Source organism: Agrobacterium sp. 16-2014-1-2a (assembly GCF_053522705.1).
The window spans coordinates 32,602-48,751 of the sequence record NZ_JBNWBX010000008.1; the positions used below are offsets into that span (position 1 = coordinate 32,602).

Here is a 16,150-nt window from a genome sequence, read left to right on the forward strand (position 1 = left end):
TGTCGTCACAAAGGAATATCCATGCCCCTTTCCGACATGACGACGGAACAATGGCCTGATCCTAATGCTGCCGGCACTGATTTTGCGAGCTGGAGCGAGGCCCTCCAATATGTGGCACGTCATTATGGTGTGCCGTTCTCGCCCGGCGGGGCACAACAACTCGCCGAAGGACTTCAGGCGATCGAGACATATGATTGGCTTGCGCGCCTGGCAAGCAAAATGGGCCTGCAGATAAAACAGGCAGCCCCGACACCGCGCCTACTCAGCAGCTGGCGATTACCGGTTATCGTAAAGCTCTCGGACGGTGCCGTGGGCGTCGTAACGGGTCTTTCTGCGAGGAAGGACGCGTCCATCGTGCTGAGCGGAGAAGGCAGCGTTGCAACGGTCTTGCCGCTAGACGTTCTGCTGTCGCAGACCGAATTCATCATCCTGGCGCGGCCGCAACGCGGAACCGTCGATGAGCGGGTCGACGGTTACATTGCCCCTTACCGGGAACATTGGTTCCGTTCGATCGCATTTCGCGACTTCGGCTCCTATGGTCATGTCATGCTGGCATCACTTGTTGCCAACATTCTGGCGCTGGCCGGCGTGATGTTCTCAATGCAGGTTTATGACCGGGTGGTGCCGGCCAAGTCCTTCAACACGCTTTATGTCTTGTTCATCGGTGTGCTGATGGCCGTGTTCTTCGACTTTATCATGCGCCGTCTGCGCACCCGCATCATCGACATCATCGGCAAGCGCACAGACATGCGAATCTCCGATCTGGTTTTCGGTCATGCGCTCCGGGTAAAGAACCAGGAACGGCCCACCTCAACTGGCACATTCATTGCCCAGTTGCGCGACCTGGAGCAGGTGCGCGAACTTTTGACCTCCACCACAGTGTCAGCAATTGCCGACCTTCCATTCTTCATCCTGTTCCTCTTCATCTTCTGGCTGATTGGCGGACCGATTGTGATCATCCCGGTTGCGGCACTGTTGCTTCTAATCTTGCCGGGCCTGTTGGCACAGCGCAGGCTGCGTGCTGCCGCCAGTGAGGCAATGCGGGAATCCTCACTGCGCAATGCCATGCTCGTCGAAGCCGTTCAGGGCATAGAGGACATCAAGACACTACAGGCTGAGGATCACTTTCAGCAGCGCTGGAACCATTACAATGCCGTGTCTGCTGACGGACAGCTTCGCCTGCGCGCCATTACCAATGGTCTTGCCGCGTGGAGCCATACAGTGCAAACTGGAACATTCGCCGCCGTGGTCTTCGTCGGCGCGCCGATTGTCATGGAAGGCAACATGACCACGGGCTCCCTCGTTGCCTGCTCCATTTTAGGCTCCCGCATGATGGCGCCCATGGCGCAACTGACACAAATCCTCGGTCGATTTCAGCAGGCTAAAGTCGGGTTGAAGAGCATCGATGCCATTCTGCGCATGCCTTCGGATCATCCCGACAACGAGACACGAGTAAGTGTCTCCACCCTGCGTGGCGCCTACAGGATCAAGGGTGCTGCTTTTCACTACGGTAAGGGTACAGGCCGGCCGGCGCTTGCCATCGGTGACCTGACAATTGCCGCTGGTGAAAAAGTTGCCGTTCTGGGCAAAAACGGCGCGGGCAAATCGACCCTTCTCCTTGCTATGGCGGGCATGGTTGAACCGGCAGCCGGTGAATTGCTGATCGATGACCTTGCACTTTCACAGATCGACCCTTCCGATCTCCGTCGCAATGTAGGGCTGTTGACGCAGGATATGCGCCTGTTTCACGGCACGATCCGTGAAAACGTCACCCTAGGCGCATTGCACGCACCCGAACCATTGCTTCTTGAGGCACTTTCGATGACGGGAGCGGATGATTTCGTGCGAAAGTTCCCTCGTGGTCTCGACCACCCGATCCTTGAAGGTGGAAGAGGCCTCTCAGGCGGACAGAAGCAGGCATTGCTATTGGCACGCCTTCTCATTCGTGACCCATCCGTCGTCCTGCTCGATGAGCCCACCGCAGCAATGGATGAAGCGACCGAGCGTGAGTTCATAAAACGCTTGCGATCCTGGAGTGCGGAGCGAACGGTCGTCGTCGCAACGCACCGCATGCGCGTTCTTGAACTTGTTCAGCGCATCGTCGTTGTAGAGAGCGGGCAAATTGTTCTCGATGGCAGCAAGGAGGAGGTTCTCAACACCCTACGTGGTGTCAAAAAAACTGTGCCGCCGAACGGCGTGCGCCGAAAAATGTCGGAAGCGAAGCCCGCAGCGGCGGCCAACAGCTTTCCATTCAAGACGACACAGGAGGTGTAAATGGCGGCATTCAGCGAACGCGATTTCTCCAGGCGCGGCGGTTGGGCATTCGGCGACGATGACGGTCGAAACCTCACCCGGTCCACACGCGTCGTGCAACTTTTCGTCGCTCTTCTGGTGGCTATGCTCGTCTGGGCCTATTTCGCAACGCTCGATGAGGTCTCAACCGGCGATGGCCGTGTTATCCCCACCAGCCGCGAACAGGTCATACAATCACTGGAGGGGGGTATTGTCGCAACGCTTCATGTGCGCGAGGACCAGGTGGTCGAGCCCGGCCAGATTCTCGCGCAGCTTGATCCCACAAGAAGCGAATCCGATGTTGAGGAAAGTGCCGCAAAATATCGTGCTACGCTCGCTGCCGCGGCGCGGCTTGAAGCTGAAGTCAATGGCACGCCACTGACTTTCCCCGCGGCGCTGAACGCTTATCCTGGACTGACTGGATCGGAGACTGAACTTTACACGGCGCGACGGCACGCGCTGGAGGAGTCGCTGCGCTGGATCGAGGAATCCCTTTCGCTTGTCGCAAGTGAACTGAAACTCAACGAAGAACTGAGGTCCATCGGGGCGGCCAGCAATGTCGAGGTCATCCGGCTACGAAGGCAGATCGTTGAACTCGAACTCAAGAAGGTCGAGATCAAGTCTGAATATCTCGTGAAGGCGCGCGAGGAACTGACGAAGGCGAATGCGGAGGTGAATTCGCTCTCCCCGGTGGTGACCGGCCGGGCGGATAGTCTTGCTCGCCTGACACACCGTTCACCGGTACGCGGCATCGTCAAGAACATAGAGGTGTCGACAATCGGCGGTGTTGTCCCGCCCAACGGCAAGCTCATGGACATCATCCCGCTTGGTGATGAGCTTCTCATCGAGGCACGCATATCGCCACGCGACATCGCCTATATCCATCCGGGCCAGCGCGCGAGCGTCAAGATCAGCGCTTACGACTACGCCGTCTATGGCAGTCTCGACGGCAAAGTCACGACAATTTCGCCCGACACGATACAGGATGAAGTCGACCGGGAGATTTACTACTATCGCGTATTCATCAAGACCGAGAAGGACGCGCTGGTCAACGCCGCCGGTCGTGAGTTTCCGATAGTGCCGGGCATGGTCGCGAACGTCGATATTCATACGGGTGAAAAGACCGTACTGGAATATCTCGTCAAGCCTTTCAACAAGGCCCGGGAGGCATTGCGTGAACGTTGAGGCAAGAGTGGACCTGGCAAGGAAACCACGGGACATAAAACAGCGGCTTTCGAGTATTCGGACCTTTCTGCGCGGCCGGGTCCGCCCACTGGCACAGCCGCTGCCATCCGTGACGTTGTTCTTTTCGGTATCCGATGGTGACAAGCGCGCCCGTGTCATTAATGCGTCAGGGCCATCGCTTGAGTCGGCATGGCAGCAGGGAGTAACCAGTCTGTTCGCCGCCATGGCCTCCGAAAACATTGAGGGGCGTTGGCTCCGTGTCGATTGGGTAGAGATTGCCGAACAGACGACATGGCCTCAGCTGCGCGCACTGCTCGGCAAAGTGAAGCGTAACTATTTTCGCTTTGGCATCGCGCTGGATCCGGCATTCCGCCATGCCTTCACGGAACAGGAGCTGAACGCAAATGCGATGCTCTATGGCGGCAACACCATCACCAATGCCGTGCTGAACGAGAAGAATTTCAACATTTATGCTCGCGCTCGCTATGAAGATCTGCCAGCTCTCAGCTTTTCGCAAGACAAAGCGATCTTTCTCTTTTCGACAAAAGGTGTCTTCTGCGATGAAGCCGATAGGCTCCACGCAATTGAGGGAATGGGCATTGAAGCCGGACGCCGGACAATCGACAGGCTGGACGGCGGGGTGGTACTGTCACTTATTCGTGACTCCTCTAGGTATCTTGCACGACAGGTCGAAGCAGACGGATTCTTTGTCTACGGTTACCATGCCTGTTTCGACCGACGCATAGAGGCCTATAACGCCTTGCGGCACGCGAGCACGACCTATGCCATGATCGAGGCCTGGGAAGTCACCCATGACGCGCAGCTGAAAAATGCGATCGAACGCGCGCTCGTCGCTCTCGAGGCCAGGCTGATCAAGCCCACCGTCCTTCCCGATGGCACGCAAGCTGCGTTCCTCGTTGAGGCCGACGGTGAAATCAAGCTTGGCGGCAACGCCGTTGCGCTACTCGCCCTGACGAAATACATGGCGGCCACCGGTAAAACAGAATGGAGGGGACTTGCAGATCAGCTCGCTCTCGGCATCCGCCACATGCAGAATCCGCAGACCGGCGCCTTCGTGCATGTCCTTCATTTTCCCGGTCTTGCCATCAAACAGAAATATCGCACCATCTATTACGAAGGCGAGGCAGCCTTCGGTCTCATACGACTCTACGACCTGACCGGCGATGGGAGGTGGCTAGAAACCGTTGAGCGGGCATTCAATCACTTCATCGCCCGCGATCACTGGAAACATCACGATCACTGGCTCGGCTATTGCGTCAATGAACTGACGCGTCACAGGCCCGAGGAGCGCTACTTCCGTTTTGCCATCCGCAACATCGCTGACTATCTCGATTTCGTCGAGAACCGGATCACCACCTTCCCGACATTGCTCGAATTGATGATGGCCGCGCGCCAGACGCTGTCGCGGATTGCTGCCGAACCCAAATTGCACGGCCTACTGAGTGACATCGATTTGGTGCATTTCGAAAGGGCGCTTGAGAAACGCGCCCGCCATCTGCTTAACGGCCATTTCTGGCCGGAAATGGCGATGTATTATCGCAAGCCCGACCGTATCGCCGGCTCATTCTTCATCCGTCACCATGCGTTCCGGGTGCGGATAGACGATGTCGAGCACTACCTTTCCGGCCTCGTTGCTTATCGCAGCTATCTTAGAGAGCGGGCCGCTTTCCGCGAACTTGTACGCCAACATGCCGCATCTGACAGGCTCCGTGTCGCCCGATTATCGAAGTCAAAGGTCATTCCTGGTGGCAGGCAGTGGAATGCGGCGCATATCGCTGCCGCGACGGGCGGCACCTGGGTTCGTCAACCGCCCCACGGCTGGACTGCAAAGGGTCTTTGCACCTACGCACCTGCCATGCAACCTGCAGACATGGTCGTCTTGCGTGGCAATGAGGACGCAACAGGCGTGCCGGTGAATGCCCTGATCAATAGGGCAAAACCGGCAGGTTTCATGACAACAGAACCGGATCTTGCCAGTGGCCAGCAGGGGCCGGTGCTGAAGGTTGCGGACAATATGCAAGCCGTTCTGGCGATGGGCGACTATGCGCGCAGCCGGATGACTGGCAGTGTGTTGGCCGTGACCGGTAGTGCCGGTAAGACGACAGTTGTCGCCATGCTTGCCCACGCGCTTTCGGCCTGGGGCGATGTCGCCAAAAGCAACCATAATGCGAACCTGCCCGCCGGCGTGGCGTGGAACCTTGCTTCCATCCCGTGGGAGACTCCACATGTGGTGCTGGAACTCGCCATCGGCAAAATGGCCATAAGTGCCCGTATGGCGCGTCCGAAAGTCGCTATTTTTACCAATGTTCTACCTGCCCACCTAGGCGAAAAAAGCACGGTTACCGACATCGCACGGACCAAAAGCGCAATTTTTCTGGGCATGGAGCCGGGCGACACGGCTGTCCTCAACCGCGATATGCTTGAATGGGACACGGTGCATGATGCGGCTTCTCGGCGAAAGCTTGACATTGTCACCTACGGCACCTCGGAGGAATGCATGTGCCAGCTGCTGCGCTATGACGCGGCAAGCCGGCACGCTCATGCGCGGATCAGGAACCGGGAGGTCAGCTTCTTGATCGGCGCGGCCGGGTCTCACATGGCGCTGAACGGCCTGGCCGTTCTCGCAGCGATCTCCGTACTCGGTCACCCACTCGAACCAGCGATCGCCCAACTGGAAAGTTTCGCGGCTCTGCCGGGACGCGGTGAAGAAATTCACCTCTTGCTTGACGGACGCCGGCTCACCGTGATCGATGATGCCTATAACGCCAATCCGGGTTCGATGCGCGCTGCTCTGGCCCGCCTGGGTGATCACATAGGTGGGCGGCGGATTGCTGTTTTGGGAGAGATGGCGGAACTTGGCCCCGGCGGGGCCGCCTACCATACCGAGCTCGCAGCCTTTATACAGGACCGGTCGATCGATGAGGTGTATGTTACGGGTGACCTTTATAGCGACTTCTGGAAAGCGCTTTCGCCGTCCTCGCGTGGTCTCTATGCCGAATCTCGTCAGGCACTGAAGGAAATTCTTCGTGAGCGTCTGGTAGACGGGGACACGGTTCTTTTCAAGGGCTCGCACAGCACAGGAATGCACGAACTGGTAGAATGGTTGAAGAATAACGCCGACCGCAGCACCCTCACATAGGCCAGTTTGCACGCGGCCAAAGCGAACCGCTATTTGAATTGTTCAAGTTCCATTTCATGCACGGCACGACGGATTTCGACCGGGGACTTGCCTCGAGCGATCAGGGCAGCAGCGAGGCGACCGTGATATGCCAGAATATGGCGTTGGCGGTCCGTCGCCTGAACGTAGACGTGGTGTGGCTCAAAGCCTGCGGCGCGCAGGCGCCTGACATAAAAGAGCTGACTGAAAAATGGTACGGTACGATCTTCCGGATCGGACAGAATATAGATCTCTGGCCGATGATCGGCCGGAATACGGTCGATTTCATCAACGGGATCGTAAAATTCTGATGAATTGTAAAGCAGTTTGCCAGGAACCCGCCGCCGCCGCTCCCAGAAGGCGGATACCTGCTTTACCGAAACCAGACCGGAGGTGATAACGGCTGCCGAGATGTCCCTGCGCCGGTTCATGAGGGCGGCAACAATCTGTCCGCCTGCGGAATGACCCGCAACGATGAAAGTTGATACCTTATGCCTTTCTCTGATCAGGTCGAGCGCGCGATCCATCAGCGCAATTTCGCGCAGATGGCGACGTTTGTTATGGTCGCCAGAAGAACCATATATGCCCGGGCGGGCAATGAAGATTGCGGGATAGCCGGATTGTAGCGCCCAATCCGCCATTTCTGCTGCTATCGTGGCAGGTGACTGGCGCAGATAGGAATCTGATATGAAACGCACGCCTTTGGAATTGCGTAACATCACGTCGCCACCGAAATAAACCAGGGCCGTCTGGTTTTGGCCATCTACCAGCCCCTGCGGATAATACCGAATGCAATCGCCCTTGCCGTCGACTTCGATCCACAGACCGTGAGGGACGGCGGAGCATGATCTTGCCGATGCGTAAGACCCGTTCAGAGCCTCAAAGGGGCTGAAGTTCTCGTCGTTCTTGAAAATGGTCAGTTCACGCGGCTTTGGGAGTTCGAAAGGACCAAGTCTTGGTGCATCGGCCAGCGCGGATTGCGACGCCCCGGGAATAGCGAGCGCGAGCAAAACCCAACGCGCGATCCACCAGGAAAGCCTGGGCTCTTGCCTGTTCATGGTTTCACTCCGTACGTCATCGCGTTCGTATTATAAGGAACAGTCACCAATGTTAGAGCTCCGCCAGCAAACCTTGCATCATTTTGCCAAAAACATGCCGATACGTCACCTCCTTGATTACCGCGCACGTCGAGGCGCGATCGACGATCTGGATCGAGACAAGCTACCCTGCTTCATCTTCACAATGCTCACCATCGCGTGATGTCGATCGCGGCCCAGCAAAAGAAATTCCAACCGCACGAAGCGCCGTAAAACGCCATGCCTACTCGACCCAGCTTGGAGCGCGGATTCCGTGGAAGTCGGCGTGTGGATGACATTGATTGCCGACGCCATTTGAGGTTGCGCAGCCTAACGTTCTTCTCGAGGTGGGATAAGCTGTCTATAAATCCGGAGTAATTCAAAGCACCAGCCTCATGCAACGCTCAGGAAGAACAAACTTAAGGCGAATACACATAATATGAAAACTAATCGTTGACGCGACGACTTCAGTCCGTTATACATAAATCATCGATCTTTTGCTTGCCGAGCTTTGTCTACCGCGCGATTGGCACCGCGCTTTAAGCGAACTTCCATTTCAAAAATAGTCGGTTTCCTCGCTGCGCAGCATCAGCTTCGCGGTCCTACACTCTATGCTTTGAAAGGGTTCAACATGACCACTGGCACAGTAAAATGGTTTAATTCCACCAAAGGCTTCGGCTTCATCCAGCCCGACAATGGCGGCGCTGATGCGTTCGTTCATATCTCCGCTGTCGAGCGCGCCGGAATGCGCGAGCTCGTTGAAGGCCAGAAGATCGGCTTCGAACTCGAGCGCGACAACAAGTCGGGCAAGATGTCTGCTACCAATCTGCAGGCCGCATAAATCAAGATTTGCTTCCCTTTGACCACGGATGTACTGGCACTGTCGGAAGCTGCTTCATTAAGGTCAGGCGTTTTGCCTGGCCTTTTTCGTTTCGGTTTCAAGCCGAACCAATTGAGATTGCAAGAGCAGAAAAACAAAGTGGATCCGCCTTGCAGACGACGATCTGCCTCACCGGCATCCAGATGTTATTTTCTGTCAAAAGCAACCTTGCGGTAGTGTCGGAATACGGCGCCCACGCCCCGTAGACCGAATGGCTGCCAGCGGCACGTCTTGCCAAGAAGGCAGGGCCACTGCTCCATCAGTCCGGTCATAAAACGCGCCAAAACGCGATGATCTCTCTTCCACTCATTATCAGGATATCCATGAAGAACGCCCGAAACAATGACGTCGCCGACCGTCGCGCCGCATCTACCGAAGCCAAAGCTGCTCTGCTCAATGCGTACCGCGCGGCAAAGACCGCTTTAGAACCTTCCAGGCTGGCAAGACAGGCAGAACGAGCAGCCATTGCCACAGCTCGAGAAGAGCGACGTCTTCAACGCGAGCGTACGAAGCTTGAGGAACAGCAGCGTATCGAGACCGACGCTTTGGAGCGCCAGGCAGCGATTGAGGCGGTCGCAGTCGCAGAAATCGAAGCGCGGGAGAGTGCCGAAAAGGCACGTATAGCCCGGGTCATTGAAGATGAGACGATGCGAAAGGCTGAACGCGACCGGCGCTACGCTAACCGCAAGGCAAGACAAGCCTAACCTTGCCCTTGCACGCCGACCCCACAACATGACGGCGTCATGCTGGTGACACTCTAACGAAAGCAGCCCCATGGCACCGGATAATAACGAGCTCCAGGCAATCAACACGTCGTGGCAAATCGCTATCCAGGAAATCCTGCGCATGGTCATTCGCGACATGTACCATGACGGTGGAGAAGCGAATTTCAAGGCCCATATAAAACGTATTGAAGAAGCTGCGGTCGACAGCATCCACTCCGATCTGCGACTTCGAGGAACCGACGAGTGGACTGAAGTGCTTGTAAAGGAGCGGGCGAGCAACTTCGTGACGACATTGCTGACGTCCTTCACTTACGACCGTGCCTGACCGCTGGACGTCGGTTTCAACGAGGAACTGAGCCAATTACCAAGGAGAAGTGCGCCACCTCCGGGTACGATTTTCTGATCAGGGTTTGGTCGAGGGATTGGCTTTTTCTCCTTTCTTCTGTGCCAGGGCGACCGCGCTGGCCTTAAAGCCGAAACTGTCGTTCCCGGTATTCCACATCGGTGGATCGAGCGCTCGGCTCCTTCAGAAGCGATCAACCAAACCCTACCCCCACTTTGCGAGCCCCGCGGGGCGGTGTACGGTGAAGGCAGACAAACGAGCTCCTGGCTCAGGGGTAGCTCGCCCCCTGCTGCCAGCGCGCTGCCTTACGGGAGATGAGACCATGTTCACGCACATCATGATCGGAAGTAATGATCTGGAGCGGTCAAGAAACTTCTACGACGCCACGTTTGCTGCATTGGGCGGCACGCCCGGCGAGATGGATGCGAGAGGCAGACTGATTTATGTCCACGAAGGCGGACGACTGATGATCACGAAACCGATCGACGGCAAGGCGGCGACCGTTGCCAATGGCGGGACAATCGGAATCGCCGCCCTGAGCCGCGAGCATGTTCTGGCGTGGCACGACGCCGGTGTTACGCACGGCGGCACATCGATCGAGAGCCCGCCGAATGAGCGCCCGAACGGGGCCTTCGTCGCTTATCTTCGTGATCCGGACGGACATAAACTGAGCGCACGGTCTCAGCCGACAAAGTAACGCAGCGCCAATTGCGCTGGTATTTTCACAGCTGTTGTGGGTTGGTCTTTCTGCATAACTTTTGCAGCCGGATCCACCACATCAATCGCAACATTACGCTCAAAATCCACGCATCTTGGAACCTACCATCGGCGGATTAAGACGGGCAAAGCCCTCCTGACGATGATAGGGGAAATGCGGATATGGCGGCGTCAAGACGCTCGCATTGTCCAGGAGAGCAATCTGATCATCGGTGAGATGCCAGCCGACCGCTCCGAGGTTCTGCCGGAGCTGCTCTTCGTTTCGCGCTCCCATGATAATGGAAGACACCGTGGGCCGGCCTGTAACCCAGTTGAGCGCCACTTGCGCAACTGTTTTGTCGAGTTGTCTTGCGACGTCTTCAAGGGCATCAACGACGCGGTAGAGATGCTCCTCATCGACCGGAGGACCAAAGCTTGCGGTTTCGTGAAGACGACTGCTCTCCGGCAGGGGAGAGCCGCGCCTGATCTTTCCCGTGAGCCGCCCCCAGCCAAGCGGACTCCAGACGAGTGCTCCAAGGCCTTGATCCATACCCAGTGGCATCAGATCCCACTCGTAGTCTCGGCCGATAAGGGAATAGTACACCTGATTGGCAATGTAGCGAGGCCATCCGTACGCGTCGGCAACCGCCAGCGACTTCATGATTTCCCATCCCGAAAAGTTCGAGATGCCGACATAGCGGACCTTTCCCGCCCGAACGAGCATATCAAGGGTCGACAAGACTTCTTCGACGGGTGTCCGGGCGTCGTAGGCATGAAGTTGCAGGATGTCTATATAGTCCGTCCGAAGCCGGCGAAGTGCGTCTTCGACCGATCTGATCAAGCGAAACCTGGAGGACCCCGCATCGTTCGGCCCTTCTCCCATAGGAAGGCTGGTCTTCGTCGATATCAGCACGGTCTCGCGACGACCTTCCAGCGCTGCACCCAGCACCTCCTCCGATGCACCGTTCGAGTAGACATCTGCGGTATCGAACAGATTAACGCCTGCTTCAACGCAGATATCGATAAGTCGCCGTGCCTCGGTGACATCGGTCGTGCCCCATGCACTGAAAAGGGGACCTGCCCCTCCAAACGTGCCTGCGCCCAAGCTCAGGACCGAGACTTTGAGGCCTGATCGGCCAAGAGAACGATATTCCATCTGGTCTTCCTTTCTTGAGAAATAGAAGCGACTTGCGCCACCTGATGGGGAAGAGATAGGAGATCCGGCTTTCGTGATATAGATTGCGGGCGGGAACAACATTTGTGAAATCAGGGACCAGATGGCTCGAGCGGAAGTCAATCGATCCGGAGAAATGGAAGTCTTCGTGCAGGTTGTCGAGCGCGGTGGCTTCTCGTCAGCTGCTCGCAGCGTCGGAATGACGCCGTCGGCGGTGAGCAAACTGGTCGCGAGACTGGAGGCGCGGCTGGGTACCCGTCTCATCAATCGCTCGACGCGCGTGTTCAAGTTGACTTCGGAAGGCTGCGTCTTTTTCGAGCGCGCCACGCGTATCCTGGCCGACATCGAAGATGCCGAGCGGATCGCCAGTGCGGGAGAGGTGCCCAGTGGCCGCCTCCGCCTGAGTACCAGCGCCTCCTATGCCACCCATGTCCTCGCCGGCATACTCCCGGAATTCCTGGAGCGATATCCTGAAATTACCGTCGATATCGTGCAAAGCGACCTTGTCGTCGATCTGCTTGAGGAGCGAATGGACGTTGCGGTTCGAGCAGGCCCGCTTAAAAGTTCGAGCCTCATCGCGCGCAGGCTTGGCGATACTGCAATGACAATCGTCGCTGCTCCCTGCTATGTCGACCGGCGTGGCCTTCCCCGGACTATCGAGGAGCTTGAAAGGCATGACAGGCTGGGCCTTGGTTACACCCGCTCGATGGATGGCTGGCCGTTAATATCGGCAGGCGCGACGATTTTTGCCCCAGTCGCCGCCCGTGTCCAGGCGAATGACGGCGAGGCGCTGCGCCAGCTGGTACTCGCTGGAAATGGAATTGCCCGCCTCGCCAACTTCACGATACGCGATGATTTGAGGGCGGGCCGACTGGTGCCGGTGCTCGACGAGTATAATCCTGGGGACCGGGAGGAGTTTCATGCCATTCATATCGGACAGGGTGGTCCGCTGCCTTCAAGAGTACGCGTTCTTCTCGATTTCCTGGCAAAGCGAGGCAAAGTTACATCGGCGGGTAACTAATGCTTGAGCGCTGTGATCACGGCGTCTCGACCTTTTAAAGCTCGGCGCAACGCTTTCTCATCCCGAGCGTCCCTGTTGGACGGCTGGGCGCCTCTAGGAAGGCGGCCCAGGTTTGTTTGTTGCGATCGGAATCACAGTCGGCCCTGTTCAAGCAGCTCGCGGGCCCGCTTCAGCGTCGATAGGAGGGCCGACTTGTAGCCTTTGTCGCTGTCGAACTGTTTCTGCTCTTCCTGTTCCTCCGGGGCATCGGGTTCCTTTCCGCGCAGGCCGAGGTAGCAGTAGAACTTCAGCTGCATTGCGCTGGCTTCGTCCTCGAACAGCTCATTGATAATGGCGCCTTCACGGGGGCCGGCTGCCTGGAAGAAGGTGACCTTGCTCTGTGGCTCAAGGGTGATGATTTCCCTGATGTCGGAGCCGGCGATTGTGGCTGTGCGCACAAAGTGCGTCGCACTTTCCTCGATGACGTCACAGCGGGTGCAGAGGCCGGGCGGGAGAAAGAGACGCGCATCGCGCGCCTTCAGCTCCAGGCCCTTCCAGACCTGTTCCCGGGTGAGTTTTGCTTCGCCTTCCTGATTCACCGGGACTGTTGCGCTGGAATAGATCACGACGGTTCTCCTTGATTGAAATTGTGGTTGATGGCCTCAGGCCGAGGCAACTGTTTCCGAGGCGAAGTCGCGGTAGGAGCGCAACGGACGGGCAAGAAGCGTCGTCAGGCGCTCTACATCACTTCCCTCGGGCAGCATGCCATCGGTCAAAAATCGCTCGCCCATCATGCGCATGTCGTAGGCCATCCAGGCCGGCATGAACTGCTTAAGGTTCTGCTCAAAGGCTGCCGTGTCACCGCCGCCATAATTGATCTGGCGAGCGAGCACGTCCGACCAGATGGCGGCGATATCCGTTCCTGTCAGTGTGTCGGGTCCAACCAGGTTGATGCGGGTGAGCGGCAATGGATGAGCGGCCTGCTCACGACGCAGCAGCTCAAGGGCTGCGATCTCGGCGATATCACGCACGTCGACCATCGCAAGGCCCTTCGTCCCGACGGGCATCGGGTAGATGCCATATCCGGTGATGACCTCCTTGATCGTCAAGTCATTCTGGATAAAATAGGCTGGACGCAGGATGGTGGCGTAAAAGCCCATCTGCTCGATCATTCGCTCGACGCCGAATTTACCGGCGAAGTGCGGCACGTTCACATAGACATCAGAGTGAATGACCGAGAGGTAGACGATCCGCTCAACGCCAGCGGAGCGGGCGACGTTGAGGGCGATCAAGGCTTGGGTGAACTCGTCTGGTGCGACAGCGTTCAACAGGAACAGCGTCGACACACCGTCGAACGCAGTACGCAGGGAGTCGACGTCGAGTAAGTCACCTTTCTTGACGGCAACGCCTGCCGGGAAGTTGGCTTTGGAAGGGTCGCGGACGAGAGCGCGGACATCGGCACCGTGGTCAACGAGGAGCCGGATGACTTGGCCGCCGATATTGCCGGTGGCGCCGGTAACAAGAATGGTCATGGGATATTCTCCGGGTTGGTATTGCTTGACATCCGGAGAATGCCTGGCTCACCATCAAACCAATAGACGATTAAATTAGACAGCTCGTCTCGTAAGTGGAACGATTATGGATCTCCTCGCCCTTGCCGACTTCAACCTTGTCGCGCGTCATGGCGGCTTCGGCAAAGCGGCGCGGGCGTCCGGCCGTCCCAAAGCGACCTTGTCGAGACGGGTTGCAGAACTTGAGGCTGCCCTCCAGCTTCGGCTGTTTGAACGCGGCGTGCGCAGCCTGAAACTTACCGAGGAAGGACGCGCCCTTCATGAACGGACAGCGGCTCTGCTGACGGAGCTCGACGAAACGGCAGCCAGTATCGCGGCGGGCGGGGACAAGCCTCGAGGCAGGTTGCGGATCAGCGCGCCGCTGCTGTTTTCGCAGTCAGCCATGGGTCGGATCGCGGCGGGCTTTTCACTGACATATCCAGACGTGCGGTTGGAAGTCACAACAGAGGACCGAGCCGTAGATATGATCGAGGAAGGTTATGATCTGGTCATCCGGGTCAACCCGGACCCAGATGAAAGTCTCGTTGGTCGAGTCTTTCTGCATGATCGTCTGGTCGTCGTGGCAAACCCCAACCTTCCCCGGCCGGTGGCAGACATTACATCGCCGGGCGTCGTGCGCGGACCCGGCGATCTCCTGACTTGGAGCGTCAGGACTGCGAAAGGCTCTTCGAAGATCAAGGTAGAACCCGTCCTCGCCTTGTCGTCGCTCATTATGGTTCGCGACGCGGTGCGAACTGGCGTAGGTGCTGCTTGTATGCCGATTTCGCTGGTGAGTCACGATCTGGCCGATGGCACTTTGCTGAACTGGGGCGATATTGAGGGCTCCGAGATCGCGCTGTGGGTGCTTTACCCGTCCCGGCGGCTGTTGAGTGCGCGCGTATCTGCCTTCCTGGACTTTTTAAAGCAGGCTTTCCCGAACGGAACGCCCGATGAACTGGCGGCCTACATCGGCAGGTGAGGGCACGCCTGTCCCATATCTCCAAACGCATTAGCGCTACCCAGCAGTGTTTTCCTGGGAATAGGCGCCAGGTGGCATTCCCACACGCCGACTGAACGCGACGCTGAGGGCGCTTGCTGAACCATAGCCGACGCGTTGCGCAATTTCGACCGTGGCAACATCCTGGCGAAGGAATTCCTTCGCCAGCGCCATACGCCAGCAGGTCGCGTACTCCATCGGGGCTACGCCAACTTCTTTTCGGAAACGATCAAAGAATGCAGAACAGGACATGGCAGCATCCCGCGCGAGTGTTTCTAAGGTCATGCTGCGCCCCGGATCCGCGTGAACCCGGTGCAAGTAGCGGATCGGCCATGCCGCGCAGGAGACCGGGCGGGGACGCCGCATTTGCCTTTGATCGCAAAGCTTCGATTAACAACACCTCCAACAACCGGTGAAGCACCATCTCACGCCGGCACGGTCGGCTCTGGTTTCGTCGTTGATCATCGCGACCAGCATCATCAGCCGTTCCTCGTCCTGCACATGGATGACGTCCGGTAGTAGCGAGACGAGAAGAGCCTTGTCATCCGAGCTAAAGGCAAAATAGCCAACCATCGCGTCGATTTGGGGGAGGGGCCCTCTGGGTATCCGAGCCGGAAGACACACTGACTGGTCTCAAGACGCTCGGCAAGCGCTCCACGGGGCGGCGGCTCCAGGCTGCTAATCGTGAACGAGAAGATTCCGGCCCCAGCGCGAGGTCACCGGCCGCCAGCAACATCGGCTCACGACCTGTGATCGTCATCCGGCAACGGCGCAATAAAAGGGGCATCCAAATTCCGTGCGGTCGATGACCGGCTGTTAGTGCGGCGCTCGCGAGTACGCCATGTTCCCGTTGATGGCGAGCCTCGGCATACGCGCGCCCAGGACTATGCCAATCCGGCTCGATAACGTCTATTTGCGGCGCGGTTCGGATTGTCGTTTGCTGAAAGAGACAAGAATATGATCCGCTGCCGGTCCCGCCCGACGTGGACACGGCGATGAGAAGTATTTGTGTGAGGAGCGGACTTTGACGACGACCGGTAAAGTGTTCGTGAGG

The 16,150-nt window shown here is 57.6% G+C and carries 13 protein-coding genes and 1 pseudogene; 9 read left to right on the top strand and 5 right to left on the bottom strand.

Annotation, left to right across the window (positions count from 1 at the left end):
* The first annotated feature begins 21 nt into the window (after nucleotides 1–21).
* The 3 genes from ACQZ45_RS20835 (at nucleotide 22) to ACQZ45_RS20845 (ending at nucleotide 6,637) form a co-directional block, all read left to right on the top strand.
* The gene (locus ACQZ45_RS20835) at nucleotides 22–2,274 is read left to right on the top strand and encodes a type I secretion system permease/ATPase (RefSeq protein WP_065687694.1); all 2,253 of its coding nucleotides are present in this window, start codon (nucleotides 22–24) and stop codon (nucleotides 2,272–2,274) included.
* Nucleotides 2,275–3,477 carry an HlyD family efflux transporter periplasmic adaptor subunit gene (locus ACQZ45_RS20840; RefSeq protein ID WP_065687693.1) on the top strand — a complete coding sequence of 401 codons (1,203 nt, stop codon included), beginning with the start codon at nucleotides 2,275–2,277 and terminating at the stop codon, nucleotides 3,475–3,477.
* Between the two features lie 109 nt (nucleotides 3,478–3,586).
* On the top strand, nucleotides 3,587–6,637 hold the full coding sequence (locus tag ACQZ45_RS20845) for a Mur ligase family protein (protein ID WP_236736211.1): 3,051 nt from the start codon (nucleotides 3,587–3,589) through the stop codon (nucleotides 6,635–6,637).
* 29 nt (nucleotides 6,638–6,666) lie between these two features.
* Here ACQZ45_RS20845 and ACQZ45_RS20850 read toward each other — a convergent pair whose 3' ends face one another.
* A complete protein-coding gene (locus ACQZ45_RS20850) occupies nucleotides 6,667–7,713 on the bottom strand; it encodes an alpha/beta hydrolase family protein (protein ID WP_065687691.1) in 1,047 nt (348 codons plus the stop codon).
* A gap of 649 nt (nucleotides 7,714–8,362) precedes the next feature.
* On the opposite strand from ACQZ45_RS20850, the gene ACQZ45_RS20855 reads away from it, so the two are divergent.
* From ACQZ45_RS20855 to ACQZ45_RS20870, 4 genes are all read left to right on the top strand, one after another.
* On the top strand, nucleotides 8,363–8,572 hold the full coding sequence (locus tag ACQZ45_RS20855) for a cold-shock protein (RefSeq protein WP_003519318.1): 210 nt from the start codon (nucleotides 8,363–8,365) through the stop codon (nucleotides 8,570–8,572).
* Nucleotides 8,573–8,934: 362 nt separating this feature from the next.
* A complete protein-coding gene (locus tag ACQZ45_RS20860) occupies nucleotides 8,935–9,315 on the top strand; it encodes a DUF6481 family protein (protein WP_003519316.1) in 381 nt (126 codons plus the stop codon).
* 70 nt (nucleotides 9,316–9,385) lie between these two features.
* A complete protein-coding gene (locus ACQZ45_RS20865; protein WP_003519315.1) occupies nucleotides 9,386–9,661 on the top strand; it encodes a hypothetical protein in 276 nt (91 codons plus the stop codon).
* A 340-nt stretch (nucleotides 9,662–10,001) separates the two neighbouring features.
* The gene (locus tag ACQZ45_RS20870) at nucleotides 10,002–10,376 is read left to right on the top strand and encodes a VOC family protein (RefSeq protein ID WP_041694767.1); all 375 of its coding nucleotides are present in this window, start codon (nucleotides 10,002–10,004) and stop codon (nucleotides 10,374–10,376) included.
* Nucleotides 10,377–10,475: 99 nt separating this feature from the next.
* Here the strand turns inward: ACQZ45_RS20870 and ACQZ45_RS20875 are convergent, their stop codons facing one another.
* Nucleotides 10,476–11,531, bottom strand: coding sequence for an aldo/keto reductase (locus ACQZ45_RS20875; protein ID WP_065687690.1), 1,056 nt, complete (start codon nucleotides 11,529–11,531; stop codon nucleotides 10,476–10,478).
* 121 nt (nucleotides 11,532–11,652) lie between these two features.
* Between ACQZ45_RS20875 and ACQZ45_RS20880 the strand changes: the two genes are divergently transcribed.
* Entirely contained in the window at nucleotides 11,653–12,570 is a 918-nt protein-coding gene (locus ACQZ45_RS20880) for a LysR family transcriptional regulator (protein ID WP_065687689.1), read from the top strand.
* Nucleotides 12,571–12,701: 131 nt separating this feature from the next.
* On the opposite strand, the gene ACQZ45_RS20885 is transcribed toward ACQZ45_RS20880, so the two are convergent.
* On the bottom strand, nucleotides 12,702–13,175 hold the full coding sequence (locus ACQZ45_RS20885) for an AtaL-like protein (protein WP_065687688.1): 474 nt from the start codon (nucleotides 13,173–13,175) through the stop codon (nucleotides 12,702–12,704).
* Between the two features lie 36 nt (nucleotides 13,176–13,211).
* On the bottom strand, nucleotides 13,212–14,081 hold the full coding sequence (locus tag ACQZ45_RS20890; RefSeq protein WP_065687687.1) for an SDR family oxidoreductase: 870 nt from the start codon (nucleotides 14,079–14,081) through the stop codon (nucleotides 13,212–13,214).
* Nucleotides 14,082–14,187: 106 nt separating this feature from the next.
* Here ACQZ45_RS20890 and ACQZ45_RS20895 point away from each other — a divergent pair, with 106 nt between their 5' ends.
* A complete protein-coding gene (locus ACQZ45_RS20895) occupies nucleotides 14,188–15,078 on the top strand; it encodes a LysR family transcriptional regulator (protein ID WP_448742523.1) in 891 nt (296 codons plus the stop codon).
* A 36-nt stretch (nucleotides 15,079–15,114) separates the two neighbouring features.
* Here ACQZ45_RS20895 and ACQZ45_RS20900 read toward each other — a convergent pair.
* Nucleotides 15,115–15,903: pseudogene (locus ACQZ45_RS20900) on the bottom strand (helix-turn-helix transcriptional regulator).
* Nucleotides 15,904–16,150: the final 247 nt, after the last annotated feature.